The organism is Nocardia sp. A7 (assembly GCF_046549215.1).
Taxonomy (GTDB): domain Bacteria; phylum Actinomycetota; class Actinomycetes; order Mycobacteriales; family Mycobacteriaceae; genus Nocardia.
In genome coordinates, this window is record NZ_JAJPWE010000002.1 from 902,663 (window position 1) to 917,767 (window position 15,105).

Annotated in this window: 13 protein-coding genes; 8 read left to right on the plus strand and 5 right to left on the minus strand. The window is 69.0% G+C overall.

Features of this window, described 5'->3' with window-relative positions; translation table 11 throughout:
* Positions 1-68 precede the first annotated feature (68 nt).
* Genes ACLJPD_RS15590 through ACLJPD_RS15610 form a run of 5 tightly spaced genes read left to right on the plus strand, consistent with a single transcriptional unit; the run spans position 69 to position 5,271 of the window.
* Entirely contained in the window at positions 69-1,238 is a 1,170-nt protein-coding gene (locus ACLJPD_RS15590) for an acyl-CoA dehydrogenase family protein (RefSeq protein WP_410872832.1), read from the plus strand.
* Between the two features lie 35 nt (positions 1,239-1,273).
* Positions 1,274-2,212, plus strand: a complete 939-nt coding sequence (locus ACLJPD_RS15595) for an acyl-CoA dehydrogenase family protein (protein ID WP_410872833.1) — start codon at positions 1,274-1,276, stop codon at positions 2,210-2,212.
* A 4-nt stretch (positions 2,213-2,216) separates the two neighbouring features.
* Positions 2,217-2,993 (plus strand): enoyl-CoA hydratase/isomerase family protein, encoded by a 777-nt coding sequence (locus ACLJPD_RS15600; protein WP_410872834.1) that lies wholly within the window; start codon positions 2,217-2,219, stop codon positions 2,991-2,993.
* Positions 2,990-4,225 (plus strand): acyl-CoA dehydrogenase family protein, encoded by a 1,236-nt coding sequence (locus tag ACLJPD_RS15605; protein WP_410872835.1) that lies wholly within the window; start codon positions 2,990-2,992, stop codon positions 4,223-4,225. Before ACLJPD_RS15600 ends, ACLJPD_RS15605 begins: the two co-directional genes overlap by 4 nt.
* Positions 4,222-5,271, plus strand: coding sequence for an acyl-CoA dehydrogenase family protein (locus ACLJPD_RS15610; RefSeq protein ID WP_410872836.1), 1,050 nt, complete (start codon positions 4,222-4,224; stop codon positions 5,269-5,271). The genes ACLJPD_RS15605 and ACLJPD_RS15610 overlap by 4 nt, the downstream gene beginning before the upstream one ends.
* Positions 5,272-5,472: 201 nt before the next feature.
* On the opposite strand, the gene ACLJPD_RS15615 is transcribed toward ACLJPD_RS15610, so the two are convergent.
* The 5 genes from ACLJPD_RS15615 to ACLJPD_RS15635 form a co-directional block, all read right to left on the minus strand.
* Positions 5,473-7,164, minus strand: a complete 1,692-nt coding sequence (locus ACLJPD_RS15615; protein ID WP_410872837.1) for a class I adenylate-forming enzyme family protein — start codon at positions 7,162-7,164, stop codon at positions 5,473-5,475.
* Entirely contained in the window at positions 7,158-8,351 is a 1,194-nt protein-coding gene (locus ACLJPD_RS15620; protein ID WP_410872838.1) for a MaoC family dehydratase N-terminal domain-containing protein, read from the minus strand. Before ACLJPD_RS15620 ends, ACLJPD_RS15615 begins: the two co-directional genes overlap by 7 nt.
* A gap of 13 nt (positions 8,352-8,364) precedes the next feature.
* Positions 8,365-9,348: an MDR family oxidoreductase gene (locus tag ACLJPD_RS15625; RefSeq protein ID WP_410872839.1), complete on the minus strand. Its 984-nt coding sequence runs from the start codon at positions 9,346-9,348 to the stop codon at positions 8,365-8,367.
* 102 nt (positions 9,349-9,450) lie between these two features.
* A complete protein-coding gene (locus tag ACLJPD_RS15630; protein WP_410872840.1) occupies positions 9,451-10,227 on the minus strand; it encodes an SDR family NAD(P)-dependent oxidoreductase in 777 nt (258 codons plus the stop codon).
* Positions 10,224-11,741, minus strand: a complete 1,518-nt coding sequence (locus ACLJPD_RS15635) for a class I adenylate-forming enzyme family protein (protein ID WP_410872841.1) — start codon at positions 11,739-11,741, stop codon at positions 10,224-10,226. Before ACLJPD_RS15635 ends, ACLJPD_RS15630 begins: the two co-directional genes overlap by 4 nt.
* A gap of 74 nt (positions 11,742-11,815) precedes the next feature.
* Here ACLJPD_RS15635 and ACLJPD_RS15640 point away from each other — a divergent pair, with 74 nt between their 5' ends.
* The 3 genes from ACLJPD_RS15640 to ACLJPD_RS15650 are packed head-to-tail and all read left to right on the plus strand — an operon-like array spanning position 11,816 to position 15,092.
* Positions 11,816-13,039 carry a CaiB/BaiF CoA transferase family protein gene (locus tag ACLJPD_RS15640; protein ID WP_410872842.1) on the plus strand — a complete coding sequence of 408 codons (1,224 nt, stop codon included), beginning with the start codon at positions 11,816-11,818 and terminating at the stop codon, positions 13,037-13,039.
* Positions 13,036-14,307 carry an acetyl-CoA hydrolase/transferase family protein gene (locus ACLJPD_RS15645; protein WP_410872843.1) on the plus strand — a complete coding sequence of 424 codons (1,272 nt, stop codon included), beginning with the start codon at positions 13,036-13,038 and terminating at the stop codon, positions 14,305-14,307. The genes ACLJPD_RS15640 and ACLJPD_RS15645 overlap by 4 nt, the downstream gene beginning before the upstream one ends.
* Positions 14,307-15,092: an enoyl-CoA hydratase/isomerase family protein gene (locus ACLJPD_RS15650; protein ID WP_410872844.1), complete on the plus strand. Its 786-nt coding sequence runs from the start codon at positions 14,307-14,309 to the stop codon at positions 15,090-15,092. Before ACLJPD_RS15645 ends, ACLJPD_RS15650 begins: the two co-directional genes overlap by 1 nt.
* The last annotated feature ends 13 nt before the right edge of the window (positions 15,093-15,105 follow it).

Consider the following 15,105-nt stretch of genomic DNA (forward strand, 5'->3'; position numbering starts at 1 on the left):
GTCTAGTCGCGGCGCCGGTGACCCCACAAATATTGCTATCCTTATGAGGATTGGATACCGTGCGTGGCATGGACTTCACCATGGGTGATGCCGCCGCCGGTCTCCGCGGTGAGCTCCGCGAGTTGATCGGCGCACAGGTTCCCGACGGTTTCCTCGGCGCGTTCACCGACGAGCCCGCGGACCTCGCGACGGCACAGCGGTTCTGTGGCGTGCTCGCCGATCGCGGGTTGCTCTGCGCGGCATGGCCGCATCGCTACGGTGGGCGTGGCAGTTCGGTGTGGGAGCAGACCGTGGTCCGCGAGGAGATGTGGGCTCATCACGAACCGCGCGGGGCCCAGTACATGGGCGTCAACTGGGTGGGGCCGACGATCATGCGGCACGGTAGCGCCGAACAGCAGCGCGAGCATCTGCCGCCGATCGCGGGCGGTGAAGTGATCTGGTGCCAAGGGTTTTCCGAGCCGGACGCGGGTTCGGACCTGGCTTCGCTGCGCACCTCGGCGCGCCGCGTCGGAGACGGCTGGCGCATCTCCGGGCAGAAGATCTGGACCTCCTACGCCACGATGGCGCAGTGGTGCTTCCTGCTGGCTCGCACCTCCGATGGTGGCCGTAAGCAGCAGGGACTCACGGTGTTTCTGCTGCCGATGTCGGCGCCGGGCATCGAGGTACGCCCGATTCGGTCCATGCTCGGACCGCACCACCTCAACGAAGTGTTCTTCGACGACGTGCCGGCCATGGCAGCCGATGTGCTCGGCCGGGTGGACGAAGGCTGGGCCGTGGTGCAGGAGGTGCTGGCCTTCGAACGGGTCGGCATCGCCCGCTACGCACGCTGCGAACGGCTGTTGCAACTGGCACCGACGGTGATCGGTGCGCGCTGGGACGACATTCCGGCGGCGTTGCGCGGCCGGTGGGCACGCATGCTCATCCGGGCGCGACGGGCCCGGCTGCTGGCCTACCAGGTGCTGGCCACCCAGAGCGCGGGCGCCGTCGCGCCCGGTGACGCCGCCGCCTACCGCATCGCGGTCACCCGGCTGGATCAGGAGAGCGCGGCCCTGCTCACCGAACTCGCCGCCCACCTGCCCGACGAACAGGGCGCGCGGCGACAGTTCCGCCGGGCGGTCGACGACCACTGGCGGTACGCCAACGCGGCGACCGTGGCCTCGGGCAGCATCGAGATGCAGCAGATCCTGTTGGCGCGCGCGTTGCTGTCCGGCGCTCGGCGAGCCAGGGTCTCCGCGTGAGTACGGCCGCACCTCTGCCGCGGGGAGAGGGTGCCATGAACCTCGAATTGGCCGATGAAGCAACCGAATTCGGCTCGCAGGCGCTGCGCGCGCTGGGTGCAGCGGGTGGTGACGAGCTCGTCCGTGCCGCCGAGCTCGAACCAGCGAAGCGCAGCGCACTGGTGGACCCCGTGCTGTCGCGCCTCGGTGCGTGGGAGCTGGCGCCGCGTCGTGATCCGGTGGAACTGGAGGCGGCCGCGGCGTTGTGCCGCAGTGCGGGCTATTGGGCCACCCCGTATCCGGTGGCGGAGCGGCTCGCCCGTCCGGACGGCGCCGACGCACTTTTCGTCGTGGCAGGGCCGCGACCCGCCGCCGCGATCGGCGGCCTCACACTGCGGATCGTGGCGATCGATCCCGACGGGCAGTGCGGTTCGGTCACCGCATCACCCGCCACGGGGACGGCACGCGAGACCGCGTTCGTCACTCCGATCACAGTGCGGCCCACGGACACCGACGGTATCGACGACCTGGCACTGGCTGTGACACTGCCCTGTTGGACCTTGCTCGGCATGCTGGACCGCGCGCTCGTCCTGGCCAGGGACCACGTGCTCGTGCGCGAACAATTCGGCAGGCCGCTGGCGGAGTTCCAGTCCGTGCAGTTCCAGCTGACCGACGCCGAAGTGGAGCGCAAGGGCGTGGAGATGCTCGCCCGCTACGCACTGTGGAGCATTCAGACCGGGCAGCCCGATGCCGTGGCCGACGCGCTCGCGCTGCGGCTGGCCGCGCTGGAAGCCGCCGAGATCGTCTTTCGCGTCGCGCATCAGGTGCACGGTGCGCTCGGATTCTGTGATGAGGCCCCGTTGTCGTGGCTGTCGCGACACAGCCTGCCGCTGCGCCGTTTGCCGCTGGGAATCACCGGGACCGAGGACTTGCTCACCCGGCGGATCGGCACCCGCGGGCTGGCCGGTCCGTTCTCCGACCCGCGAGGAGCGTGAACGGGTGACCGACACACTGCCCCCCGGGCTCACCGTGACCGCCGACGGCCCGGTGCGCACGGTCCTGATCGACCGTCCTGACGAACTCAACGCGGTGAATGCCGACCTCCATCGCGCGCTGGCCCAGGTCTGGCGCAGGCTGGCCGCCGACACCGAGGCCAGGGTGGTCATCCTGACCGGGGCGGGCCGGGCCTTCAGCGCAGGCGGCGACCTGGCGTGGATCACCTCCTTCCTCGACGATCCGGCGGCCAGGGACGAGAGCATCCGCGAAGGCGCGGAGATCATCGAGGAGTTGCTGCGTTTCCCGTTGCCGGTCATCGCCGCGGTGAACGGCGCGGCTGTCGGTCTCGGCGCGAGCATCGCGGTGCTCTGCGATGTGGTGTTGATGTCGGAGTCGGCGTATCTGGCCGATCCGCATGTCGCGGTCGGGCTGGTCGCCGGTGACGGTGGCGCCGCCTTCTGGCCGTTGCTCACCCCGATTCTGCGCACCCGCGAATTCCTCTACACCGGTGACCGGATCGACGCCGCCACTGCCGTTTCGGTGGGCCTGGCGAGTAGGACGACGGCACCGGACGCGCTGCTGGACGAGGCGCGCGCGCTCGCGCACCGACTGGCAGCTCAGCCGGTCGAGGCGCTACGTGGCACCAAGCGGGTGGTGAACATGTACCTCACCCAGGCGTTGGCCGGTCCGCTGCAAGCCGGATTCGCCGCCGAGGTGGTGTCGATGCAGACCGATGAACACCGCGAGCGCCTGCGCGGGCTGCGGCGGCACGCACGATGACGCGGACTGAAACAGAACACCACGCCACAACACCATGGCCCGAGGATCTCGACGAGTTCCGCGAGCACGTCCGCCGGTGGTGCGGGCAGTACATCCCCGCCGACTGGCGGCAGACCCAGACCGGCGCCTCCGACACGGAATTCGAGCGGTTCCAACAGGATTGGTTTCAGCGCCTACGTGCGGCGGGGTTCGCGGTTCCGCACTGGCCCGCCGAATTCGGTGGCGGCATGCCGGTTTCGCACCAGATCGTGCTGTACCAGGAACTGGCCGCGCACGACGCACCGCGCCTGGTGCTCGCGTTCGTCGCCATCCATCACGCCGCCGCCACGCTGCTCGCGGCAGGTACGGACGAACAGCGGGCGCGACACCTGCCCGCCATTCTCGACGGGGAGATCTGGGTGCAGGGCTTCTCCGAACCCGATGCGGGTTCGGACCTGGCGGCGCTGCGCACCACGGCCGCCCGCGACGGTGATGACTGGGTGATCACCGGGCAGAAGGTGTGGGCCAGCGGAGCGCAGTACGCGCACTGGTGCCTGCTGCTCGCGCGTTCCGACCCGTCCGCACCCGCGCGACAAGGGATTTCGTACTTTCTGGTAGATATGGCCAGCCCCGGAATCGAGGTGCGACCGATTCGGCAGGCCACCGGGGAGTCCCATTTCTGCGAGATCTTTCTCGACCGGGTGCGGGTCCCGGCGAGCGCGATGGTCGGTGCGGAGAATGCCGGATGGCAGGTGGCCCAGCGCACCCTCGGCGCCGAGCGCGGGCTGACCATGCTCGAACTGGCCGAACGGCTCGGCAACGCCGGCTTCCGGTGGCTGGTCGCGGACGCCGCGCGCAGGGGTCCGGGTGGACGGGCGCTGGACGATCCGGTGGTCGCCGATCGTCTCGCCGCGCTGGAGATCGAGCTCACCGGACTGCGCGCGATGTGCCGTGACCTGGTGCTGCGGCACGAAACGAACACGGTCGGCCCGGCCGACGCGTCCATCGTCAAGTTGTACTACAGCGAACTGCTGCAACGCATGACCGACTTCGGTGCCGAGCTGGGCGGGGTCGGCGCGCACACGGTGGTGCGCAAGCCGATGTCGGGTGGCTGGGAGTCCGGCGCCTGGGTGCTGGACTTCGTCGGCTCCTGGGAATGGACCATTCCCGGTGGCACCAGCGAGATCCAGCGGACCATCATCGCCGAGCGCGGCCTCGGGCTGCCTCGGGAACCAGCAGCGGGGCGACGATGAACGACGAATTCGCCGAGTTCCACAACGAACTACGCACTCTGGCAAGGGAATTGCTGAAGAAGGCGGGTCCCGACCCGGTGCCATGGGCCACCGTCACCCGCGCCGGGTGGCCCGGCTTGGCGGCGCCGGTCGAATTCGATGGCGCGGGAGCTACTTTCGCCGAAGTGGCGGTGCTGCTCGGTGAGGTGGGGCGCGCCGCGGCCGATACCGCGCTGCCCACCGTGCTGGCGCTGTCGGTGCCCGCGCTGATCGATGTGGCAGCAGATGCGCTGCGCGACGAAGTATTGCGCGAGACGATCGCAGGTCTCGTGCTGCCCGTACTCGTGCTCGACGCGAGCAGTGCCGCGGACCCGGCGTTCGTTCTGGAATCCACCTCCGCCGGAACTACATTGAGCGGCACGGCGGAGTTCGTGCTCGACGCGACGGCGGCCGACCTGCTGCTCGTTCCCGTGCGGGAGGGTTCAGGGAACTGGCTGCTCGTGGCGGTGGCGCCTGGTACTCCCGGCCTGTCGATCACTGCGGTACCGCTGGTCGATGCCACCCGATCGGCGGCTACGGTGATCGCCGACCGAGCCGCGGTGCGGGCCGTATGGGGTTTCCGAGGCACACCGGCGGACTTGCGGGCGCGGGCCGCGGTGTCCATCGCCTGCGACTCCCTCGGTTCGGCCGATGCCATGCTGGCGGCGACGGTCGACTATGTGCGTGTGCGTGAGCAATTCGGCCGGCCGGTTGGCTCGTTTCAAGCGGTGAAACACGCGTGCGCGGACATGCTGGTCCAGGTGACCCTCGCGCGGCATCTGGTGGACGCCGGTGTCCGCGCGGTCGTCGACGGCGCGGCGGACGCGACTGTCGCCGCGGCGATGGCGAAGGCGTACACCACCGGCGCCGCCGTACGGGTGGCCGGGGCGGCGATGCAATTGCACGGCGGATACGGCTACACCTGGGACAGCGGCGTGCACGTCCACCTCAAGCGCGCGACCCTGAACCGCGCGCTCTTCGGCACACCGGCGGCACATCGGAAGACACTGGCTGCGCGCTACGCGTAGTTCCCGCTGCGGCACTACCCGTAGTTCCCGCTGCGCGCGACGCAGAGTCCACGCTGCAGTCGTCGGGCGGTGTCGCCGAAGCGCGAGAGGCTCCGACGCCGACTCCGTTGTCGGCGTAGGAACCCCTCGCGCGCACAATCGCTGGGCGGTATCGCGGCGACATCGTCGGCGCCGCGGGTGCTGCTCGGTGACTGTGCCGGGCTACTGCGCCAGCCGTGCGGCGGCGAGTTCCCGCAGATCGGCTGACTTGATCTTGGCGCTGCCGGTGAGCGAGAAGTCGTTCTCGGCGAAGAGCAGGACATGGCGGGGCACCTTGTAGCTGGCGAGACGTTCACGCAGGAATCCGCGCAGCATCTCACCGTCGAGGTCGGTGTCCGGTCGCGGCACCACACAGGCGACGACCACCTCACCCAGCGTGTCGTGCGGAACCCCGACGGTGCGACCGATCTTCACCCCGGGATACCGCGCGAGCTGTTCGTCCACCTCGAGCGGAGAGACATTGGCCCCACCGGTCTTGATGATGTCGGTGAGCCGGCCCGTCCAGTACAGCCGGTCCTCGTCGTCGAGATAGCCGCCGTCGCCGGTGTGGAAATAGCCTTCGGTGTCGAGGGTTTCGTCCAGCGGGGTGCCGAGGTACCCGAGCATGAGCGTGGGCCCTTTGATACAGATCTCACCGCTGTCGCCGCGATCGAGGACCGCCCCGGTGAGCGGATCCGCGATCTTCACCCGCACCCCCGGCAGCGGTATCCCGCTGCTGCCCGCGTGCACATCCTCGGGTGTGCAGGCGGGGTAGCAGGTGGAGATCGTGAACGTCTCGGTGTTGCCGTAGGCGTGGCCGCATTCGGTCCATTCGGTCTGCACCGTGGGGTGCGTTCCGGCCGGCGTGCCGCGATCCACGAAGGTCAGGCTGCTCAGATCCGCGTCCGGCCAGTTCGGCGCGGCGGCCAATTGCGCCCACTGGTGTGGCCAGGCCACCGGGAAGGTGACCTGTTCGGATTCGAACAGGGCGACCGCCTCGGTGGCGTCGAACAAGCGCTGCAGCACCAGGGTTCCGCCCACCGCCAGCGTCGTGCCGAGCGCCTGCCCGAAATTGCCCGACCAGAAGAAGCCGTTGGCCGCCCAACAGCGCACGGTGTCGTGTCTGCCGAAGCCGAACATCCGACCGAATCGCCACATCTGCACCGCGACACCGCGATGCGCGCTGCGGATGCCCTTGGGTCTGCTGGTGGTGCCGGAGGAGAAGAAGATCACCGCGGTGTCGCTGGGCTGGACCGACTTCGCGGTGGCCGCGATCAGGTCGGCCGGTTCGTCTGCCGCCCGAGCAAGGAAGTCGGCCCACGCCTCGATCGCGGTGCCGGGTACCGACTCGCCGACAACGGCGAGGTGCCGCAGGAACGGATAAGTCGTGGATCTGAGTCCGTCCGGCGACGAATCAGCCAGTGCCGGTTCGAGTTCGGTGAGCACGGACAGGAAATCTGTTCGGGCGACCTGCCGTTCGAACAGCAGCACCGAGACATCGGAAACCCGCAACAAGTGGTCGAGCTCGGCGGAGGTGGAGAAGGTACTCAGTGCGACGGCGACCCCGCCGGCCAGGGAGGTACCGAAGACCGCGGCCAGCCACTCCGGCCGGTTCGTCATCAGGACGCCGACGCGAGTGTCCTTGCCGACGCCGCAGGCACGCAAAGCGCGCGCCACCTCGACCGCCTTGTTCCACAGATCGAGGTATGTCCAGCTGGTCACACCGGTGCCCTCGTGCGCGCGCAGCGCCTCCCGGTCGCCGTAGCGCTCGGTCACCTCACGCAGGAAACCGGGCAGGGTGAGCGTTCCGAGGCCGGGTTCCTCGGACAGTGGCGGGCCGACCGCGATCGCCGCGGCGGTAGGCGAATTCAGCATGGCAGTTCGACCTCTGCGGTGCAGGTCACCAGGGTGGTGTCGTCCTGGTTGGTGAGCTTCAGCCGCACCTGAACCAGGGGCACGCCCCACGCCGAATCGGTTTCCTTGCCGACGATCTCGGCGTCGAAGTAGGTCACGTCGCCTTCGAACGCCGGACCGCGGAAGTCGGCCTTGGTGTGCCGGACCAGACCGTCGTTGCCCGCCCAATACGCGAGATAGTCGGTGCACCAGGCGCCCATCGTCGCGCCGTACCCGTACGCTCGCGCCATTCCGACCTCACCGGCCTTGTCGGCGTCGATGTGGCCACGGGACGGGCCGACGTAGAGTCCGTCGCGCTTGCGTGGGTCGATCCGGGCGCCTTCCTCGTCGAACCCGAATCCGTCGGTCCAGCCGGGATCCTGATTGATCCACGGGTCGTCGATTCCCTCGGGCGCCGTCCAGCCGAAGGTGCCCCAGATGTTGAACAGGAACGCCCGATACTCGGTGGTGAAACTGGCGATGCTGTGCGGCCCGATCACTCTGCGGGGCAGTCTGTCGCCTACCTTCACCTCGTCGAAACGCGGTGAGGTCCCGTCGCGGTTGGACAGGATCCACTCGTGGCGCAGGCGGTCGACATCGACGAGCTCGTCCTCGGTCCACCGTTTCACCGCACCGAGTTGGTTGTCGTACATGCCACGCTTGGTGGCCTCGGCGGCGAGATATCGGATGGCGGTGGATCGCTCCCTGGCGACGAGCACGCCGTGCTGATTGCGGTGGGTGGTGTCGCCGCGCGAGAACATGGTGGGTCCGGCGAACTTCGTGTCGGCCACCGAGTAGTCGTGGAAGCGCCGCTCCTGGGACAAGGTGTCACCTGGGCGCACCGGCGCGCCGTAGAACCACCACTCCTCGCCACCGAAGATCAGGTGGCTGCCCGGGATGTGCCCGACACAAGCCGGCTGCGCGCCGTGCCCGTAATCCAGTGCGACCGCGATGGATTGGGGCGCGACGAGCCCGCCGTAGCGGGAGTTGCCCGCGAACTCGTGATCCCAGTGCAGCGGGTTCGGGTAGTCCATCGCCATCACCCAGCGGCGGATGTCGGAGGTGCTGCACGGATCCCACAGTTGCCCGCCACCGACCGGCTTGCCGACGCGGTGGTCCACATCGGTGAGGTCGAGTTCGATATCTGCGGTGCGCTTTTTCGTGGCCACAGGATTCTCCAGTTCAGCGGTTGACGTCGACGACGAGACGGCCACGCAGGGTGCCGTCGAAGAATTGGTTCGCGGCGGTGATCGCCTCGCCAAGCGGCAATTCGGTGGCGATGGATTCGAGTGCGGCCGGATCGAGGTCGCGGGCCAGCCGCGCCCACGCCTGCGTGCGGCGCGGTGTGGGTGCCTGCACGCTGTCGATGCCGTAGAGGGTGACCCCGCGCAGGATGAACGGGGCGACGGTGCCCGGCAGATCCATGCCATGGGCGAGACCGCACGCGGCGACCGCACCGCTGTAGCGGGTCTGTGCGATCGCGTTGACCAGCGTGTGACTGCCCGCGGCCTCGACCACACCCGCCCAGCGCTCTTTCTGCAGCGGTTTTCCGCGCTCGGCGAATTCGGCTCGGTCGAGGATGGTGCTCGCGCCCAGATCCTTCAGATAGCCGGCCTCGGCGGGTTTGCCGGTCGCCGCGGCCACCGTGTAGCCGATCGCCGTGAGCAGGGCGATGGCGACACTGCCGACCCCACCGGTCGCGCCGGTCACCAGGATCTCGCCGTCGTCGGGATTCACGCCGTGCCACACCAGCGCTTCTACACACAGGCTCGCGGTGTATCCGGCGGTGCCGATCGCCATCGCCTGGCGCGCGGTGAACGCGTCCGGCAGTGGGATCAGCCAGTCCCCGCGCAGTCGGGCGCGTTGAGCGAGACCACCCCAGTGGGTTTCGCCGACGCCCCAGCCGTTGAGCACCACCTCGTCGCCGACGGACCAGCTGGGGTGGCTGCTCTCGGCGACAACGCCTGCCAGGTCGATTCCGGGCACCATCGGAAACGATCGGACCACCGGGGATTTTCCGGTGATGGCGAGCGCGTCCTTGTAGTTGAGGGTGGAGTACGAGACGTCGACGGTCACGTCACCGTCGGGGAGCGCGTCGTCGGACACGCTGGTCAACGCGACCGTCGACTCGGTACCGCTCTTGTCGAGGAGTATTGCCGAGAACATTAGGGAGTGCCCTTCGTCGTATAGGAGAATGGCATTCTCCTATGGATACAATAATGCTTTCCAGATCTGGTCGGTGTCAACCCGCCCGCGGCGGGGTGTGCGTCAGCGAGCCGTCCAGCCGCCGTCCACCACGATGGTCTGCCCCGTCACGTAGCGAGCGGCATCGCCGGACAGCCAGGTGATGGCACCGACCAGGTCCTGCGCTGTGCCTTCCCGGGGTAGCGGGGTGTTGCGGCGCAGGTACTCGGCACCGCGGGGGCTGTCGTAGAGGCCGTCGGTGATCTCGCTGCGGAAGAAGCCGGGCGCGACGGTGTTCACCCGGATCGAGTGCCGGGCCCACTGCACCGCGAGTTCGGTGGTGAGCCCGGACAATCCGGCTTTGCTCGCCGCGTAGGAGGCCTGAGGGATGCCCGGGATGCCCACGCGGCCGCTGATCGAGGAGACGTTGACCACCGAGCCGCCCCCGGCGTCGCGCATATGCGCGAACATCGCCTGTGCCAGGAGGAACGGGGCCAGCAGGTTGAGGCCGAGTGTGCGCTGGACGGCGTCGAGTGGTTCGTCCTCGGCGCGTTCGGTGGTGAACCTGTTGCCCGCCGCGTTCACCAGGATGGTCGGCGGGCCGAGTTGTTCGGCGACGGTCGGTGCCACGGTGGCGATCTGCGCGGGGTCGGCCAGATCGCAGACCACCGCGAGTCCGTCGATTCGGGCGGCGAGTTCGGTCAGCCGGTCGGCGCGCCGCGCCAGGACCGCGACCCGGGCGCCGAGCCCCGCGAGGGCCTCGGCCACCGCTGCGCCGAGCCCCGACGACGCGCCGGTCACCACCGCGACCCGGCCGGTCAGGTCGAACAACCGCAGTGCGGCGTCGCGATCGGCGCTCATCGCTGCTCCCGCTGCGCGGTGACGGCGAGCGCGCTGAGCCCGGTGCGCTCGACCTTGCCCATGGCATTCACCGGCAGCGCATCCACTCTGGTCCAGATCTCGGGCACCTTGTAACCGGCGAGCTCGCGTCGGCACAGCGCCGCGAGTGCATCGAAATCGATAGTGGTACAGCTGCTTTCGACAAGAGCGGCGACCTTCTGTCCGAGTCTTTCGTCCGGCACGGGGCACACCGCCACCTTGGTCACGTCCGGGTGGATCGCCAGTACCCGCTCCACTTCGAGTGGGTAGACATTCGCACCACCGCGAATGATCACCATCTTCTTCCGGTCCAGCACCGCGAGCTGTCCGGCCCCGTCGACGGTGCCGATGTCGCCGGTAGCGAAGGGGCCCAAGGGAAGTGGGTGCACCTCGCCGTCGGACCAGTAACCCAGCGGGGGGCGCCAGAGTCCCGCCCACGGGCCTTCGCTCGCGGCGGCCAGGCAGAGCTCACCCAGCGCACCCGGTGGTAGACGGTGGCCCTCGTCGTCGTAGGCGGCCACGTCGAGGTGGGGGAGCACCCGGCCGCTGCTGCCCGGCGTCCAGTCGGTGCCGGGCGGGTCGATGGCGACCACCGTCGGTGCCTCGGTGAGGCCGTACGTCGTCCGGGGCGCGAGCCCGTGGGCGTCGGCGAAGGCGGTGCGCACCGCGTCCGGAGTGTCGCTGCCGCCGCTCCAAATCTCTTGTAGGGAGCTGAGATTCGCGTCCGGTCGGCGTGTCAGGTCGTAGAGCTGGGCAGGCGCGCCGTTCCACACCGTGACCCGATGTTCGGCGATCCACTCGGCCACCCCGTCCACGTCGCGACGGTTCATGATCACCGCGCAACCGCCTGCCTGGGCCGTGGTGAGGGTGGACAGCACCATCATGTTCAGGATGGTGAGCGGGAAGCTGTCGCCCCGGCGCAGGTCAGGACCCCAGCCACGGGTGGCGAGTACGACGGCGCCGGGCAACATCAGGTTGCGCTGGCTGTGCACCACCGCCTTCGGTCGCCCGGAGGTGCCGCTGGTGAACGCGATGCCCGCGGGGGCATCGATGTCGTGGGTGATGCCGGGAGCGGGTTCGGCGCGGGCGAGCGCTTCCGCCCAACGGTCCGGGTGCACGGCCCGCGGTGACGCGGCACGCCAGTGTGGTCCGGCCAGCACCACGCTGGGATCGCACAGATCGTGCAGGTACTGCTGTTCGGCCGGTGCGTTCGCCTCGCCGATACCCGCCCAGATCGCGCCGATGCGCTGCGCGCCGTGGAACGCGGCGACGATGCCGAGATCATTGGGCAGGCAGGCCGCGACCCGGTCGCCGGGGCGGACCCCGAGCGACCACAGCGCTCCGGCCGCTCGAGCCGCTTGCTCGTCGAGTTCGGCGTAACTCCACGCGCCCGACGCGGCGATCAACGCGGTGGTGTCGGGGCGCCCGCGCAGGGCGGTGTCGAGCACGGTCGCGATGGGCCGCGGCGCTCGGATATTGCCGATGTTGCTGTCCACATCTTCTTTAATAGCACTATCCTTGCAAGGATTCACTAGTTAGTCCGATCGGCGTGATGCGCGAAGGGGACACGATGGAACACACAGGTCCGCTCTCAGGGATTCGGGTCATCGACCTGACAGCGATGGTGATGGGCCCCTACTGCACCCAGATCATGGCCGACATGGGCGCCGACGTGATCAAGGTCGAACCACCGCGCGGTGACGACACCCGCTATATCTCGGTGGGCCCCGAGCCGGGCATGAGTGGGGTGTTCGTCAACGTCAACCGGGGTAAGCGCAGTGTCGTGCTCGACCTGCGCACCGAACAGGACGCCGCGGCGCTGCGTGATCTGATCGCCGGAGCCGATGTGTTCGTCCATTCCATGCGGGCGGCGGCGATCGAGCGCCTCGGCTTCGGATACCGGGACGTGGCGACGATGAACCCGAACATCGTCTACACAAACTGCTACGGCTACGGCCGCGGCGGCCCTGACTCCGATCTTCCCGCCTACGACGACACCGTCCAGGCCGAGTGCGGACTGCCCTACGCACAGGAAATGCTCACCGGCACACCGGGTTACGTGGGCAGCATCATCGCCGACAAGGTCGCCGGACTGACCGCGGTGTACGCCACCACGATGGCACTGCTGCATCGCGAGCGCACCGGCGAGGGCCAAGAAGTCGAGGTCGCCATGTTCGAGACCATGGCGGCGTTCATGCTGGTCGAGCACGCCAACGGCGCCATGTTCGACCCGCCGCTCGGCCCCGCGACCTATCCGCGGGCGGTGACTCCCGACCGCAGGCCCTATCGCACCGCCGACGGGTACATCGCGGCACTGGTCTACAACGACAAGCATTGGACCGCGTTCGTCGAGGCGGTGCGCCCGCCGTGGGCGGGGCCGGAATTCGCCACGCTGGCCCAACGCGCGGCGCGGATCGATACCGTCTACGCCGGACTCAGTGAGATCTTCACCCAGCGGACCACCGCCGAATGGCTGACACTGCTGCGCTCGCTGGACATTCCGGCCGCGCCGGTGCGCTCGCTCGACGAGTTGTTCGACAACGATCACCTCGCCGCGGTCGGTTTCTTCCAGACTGTCGACACCCCCCACGGTCCGGTCCGCTTTCCCGGTCCGCCCGCCTGGTTCTCACGGACCCCGGGCAGAGTCGCGGGACCGGCGCCCCGACTCGGTGCCGATACCGACGAGGTCCTCGACCGACTCCGCCCGGCTGTCACCGGACAGTCGTTGTCGATGAATAGCGGCGAGGTGCCCGCCCGGCCGGGTTCCGCTATCCGTGGTGGGTGGGCCCGATGACGGCTGTATTGACCGCCGCCGAGCTCGATCTGCGTGCGATCCTGCGTCCCGGTGACCGGATCGTCGCGGGGCAGGCATGCGGCGAGCCGACCTCCCTGATCGAGCTGCTCATCGCGCAAGGCGGCGATATCCCAGGTCTGTCGCTGTTCATCGCGACCAGCTTCTCCGGCCTGTTCACACCGGCGGCCGCGGCGGTGTTCGAGCCGGTGAGCATGGGCGCCATCGGTGCGTTGCGTGCGCTGTCGGCGGTGCACCGGCTCAGCGTGGTGCCGTGCCACGTCAGTCGCGTCGGGCCGATGATCGAGGCGGGCGAGCTCGGCTGCGACATCGCCTTCGTCCAGGTCGCGCCCGCCGCCGCGGACGGGACCCACAGCCTCGGCTTGATCAGCGATCACGTGCGTGCCGCAGTGCGTGCGGCCCGGGTGGTCGTGGCCGAGGTGAACGACCGGGTGCCTGCCACGATGGGGGAGCGCATCCACGCCGACGACATCGACTACGCGGTCCGGGTTTCCCGTGACCCGGTGTGCGTGGCGCCCGCGACCATCGGGCCCGCGGACGACGCGATCGCCCGGCACGTCGCCGATTTCATCGAGGACGGCGCGGTGCTGCAGGTCGGCATCGGCGCGGTGCCCGACGCCGTGCTGCGCCTCCTGCGCGACCGTACCGATCTCGGCGTGCATTCCGGCATGATCGGCGACAGTCTGGTCGATTTGGTGCAGGCGGGCGTGATCACCAACGCGCGCAAGGAAATCGACCGTGGAGTGTCGATCACCGGCGCGCTGATCGGCACCGAACGGCTCTACCGTTTCGCCGACGGCAACCCGCTGATCCGGATGTGTAGCACCGCCTACACCCACGACCCCGCCGTTCTCGCCCGCCTCAGTGGGCTGGTCACCGTCAACTCGGCCGTGGAGGTGGACCTCACCGGACAGGTCAATGCCGAACAGAGCGGTACGGCATATTTCGGTGGCACCGGCGGACAGGTCGATTTCGTGCGTGCGGGCGTGCGGTCGCCGGGCGGGCGGTCGGTGATCGCCCTGCAGTCCACGGCGCGCGGTGGGACGGTCAGCCGGATCGCCGCCACCTTGTCCGGCCCGGTGACCACCGCGCGCACCGAGGTGGATGTGATCGTCACCGAATTCGGTGCCGCCGAACTGGTCGGCCGGACGCTTGCCGAACGTGCGCGCGCGCTGATCGCCATCGCGCACCCCGATTTTCGCGACGACCTGGACCGTGCGGCGCACGAGATCCAGCGGAGAGGATTCTGATGTCCGAAGATGCTGTGCTGTCCGAAGACGCTGTGCTGTTCGAGGCTCGCCCGGACGGGATCGCGGTGATCACCTTGAACCGCCCCGATACTCGCAACTGTCTCGCGCGCGACGTGCGGGCCGGGCTGTTCGACGCGTGGGCGCGGTTCGAGAATGATCCGGCGCTGCGGGTCGCCGTGCTCACCGGCGCCGGACCGGCGTTCTGCGCGGGCGGCGATCTGAAGGAGATGGTCGAAACCGCGATGGCGGTTCCGCCGCGGGACATGTTCCCGGTGCCGTACGACACTGTGGCACTGAGCAAACCGACGATCGCCGCCGTGAACGGCGTCGCCTTCGCCGGGGGCTGGATGATCGCCCAGGCGTGCGACCTGTGTGTCGCCTCGACGACGGCGTCCTTCGCGATCACCGAGGTGAAGGTGGGGCGCAGTTCGCCGTGGGCCGCGCCGCTGATCCACATGATCCCGCAGCGGATCATGATGGAGATCTTGTTGACCGGCAAGCCGATCGACGCGCGCCGCGCCTACGAGATCGGCCTGGTGAACCGTCTCGCAGAGCCCGCGGACCTGCTGTCCGCCGCGCTCGACCTGGCACGGGAGATCGCGGCCGGTGCCCCGCTGTCGGTGCGCGCCGCCAGGGAGACGGTCATGCTCGCCACCGAGATGGGCCGCTCGGCCGCCCTACAGGCGGCACGGCACGCCTCGACGCACTGCTACTGCAGCTCGGACGCGCAGGAAGGTCCGCGCGCGTTCGCGGGCAAGCGCGCACCCCACTGGACCGGTACGTGAAACACCGCGTGGC

Bases quoted from the DNA above. Each gene is read 5' to 3' on its own strand.
- ACLJPD_RS15590 (WP_410872832.1), top strand. From the start codon at position 69: ATGGACTTCACCATGGGTGATGCCGCCGCCGGTCTCCGCGGTGAGCTC.
- ACLJPD_RS15595 (WP_410872833.1), top strand. From the start codon at position 1,274: ATGAACCTCGAATTGGCCGATGAAGCAACCGAATTCGGCTCGCAGGCG.
- ACLJPD_RS15605 (WP_410872835.1), top strand. From the start codon at position 2,990: ATGACGCGGACTGAAACAGAACACCACGCCACAACACCATGGCCCGAG.
- ACLJPD_RS15610 (WP_410872836.1), top strand. From the start codon at position 4,222: ATGAACGACGAATTCGCCGAGTTCCACAACGAACTACGCACTCTGGCA.
- ACLJPD_RS15615 (WP_410872837.1), bottom strand. From the start codon at position 7,164: ATGCTGAATTCGCCTACCGCCGCGGCGATCGCGGTCGGCCCGCCACTG.
- ACLJPD_RS15625 (WP_410872839.1), bottom strand. From the start codon at position 9,348: ATGTTCTCGGCAATACTCCTCGACAAGAGCGGTACCGAGTCGACGGTC.
- ACLJPD_RS15630 (WP_410872840.1), bottom strand. From the start codon at position 10,227: ATGAGCGCCGATCGCGACGCCGCACTGCGGTTGTTCGACCTGACCGGC.
- ACLJPD_RS15640 (WP_410872842.1), top strand. From the start codon at position 11,816: ATGGAACACACAGGTCCGCTCTCAGGGATTCGGGTCATCGACCTGACA.
- ACLJPD_RS15645 (WP_410872843.1), top strand. From the start codon at position 13,036: ATGACGGCTGTATTGACCGCCGCCGAGCTCGATCTGCGTGCGATCCTG.
- ACLJPD_RS15650 (WP_410872844.1), top strand. From the start codon at position 14,307: ATGTCCGAAGATGCTGTGCTGTCCGAAGACGCTGTGCTGTTCGAGGCT.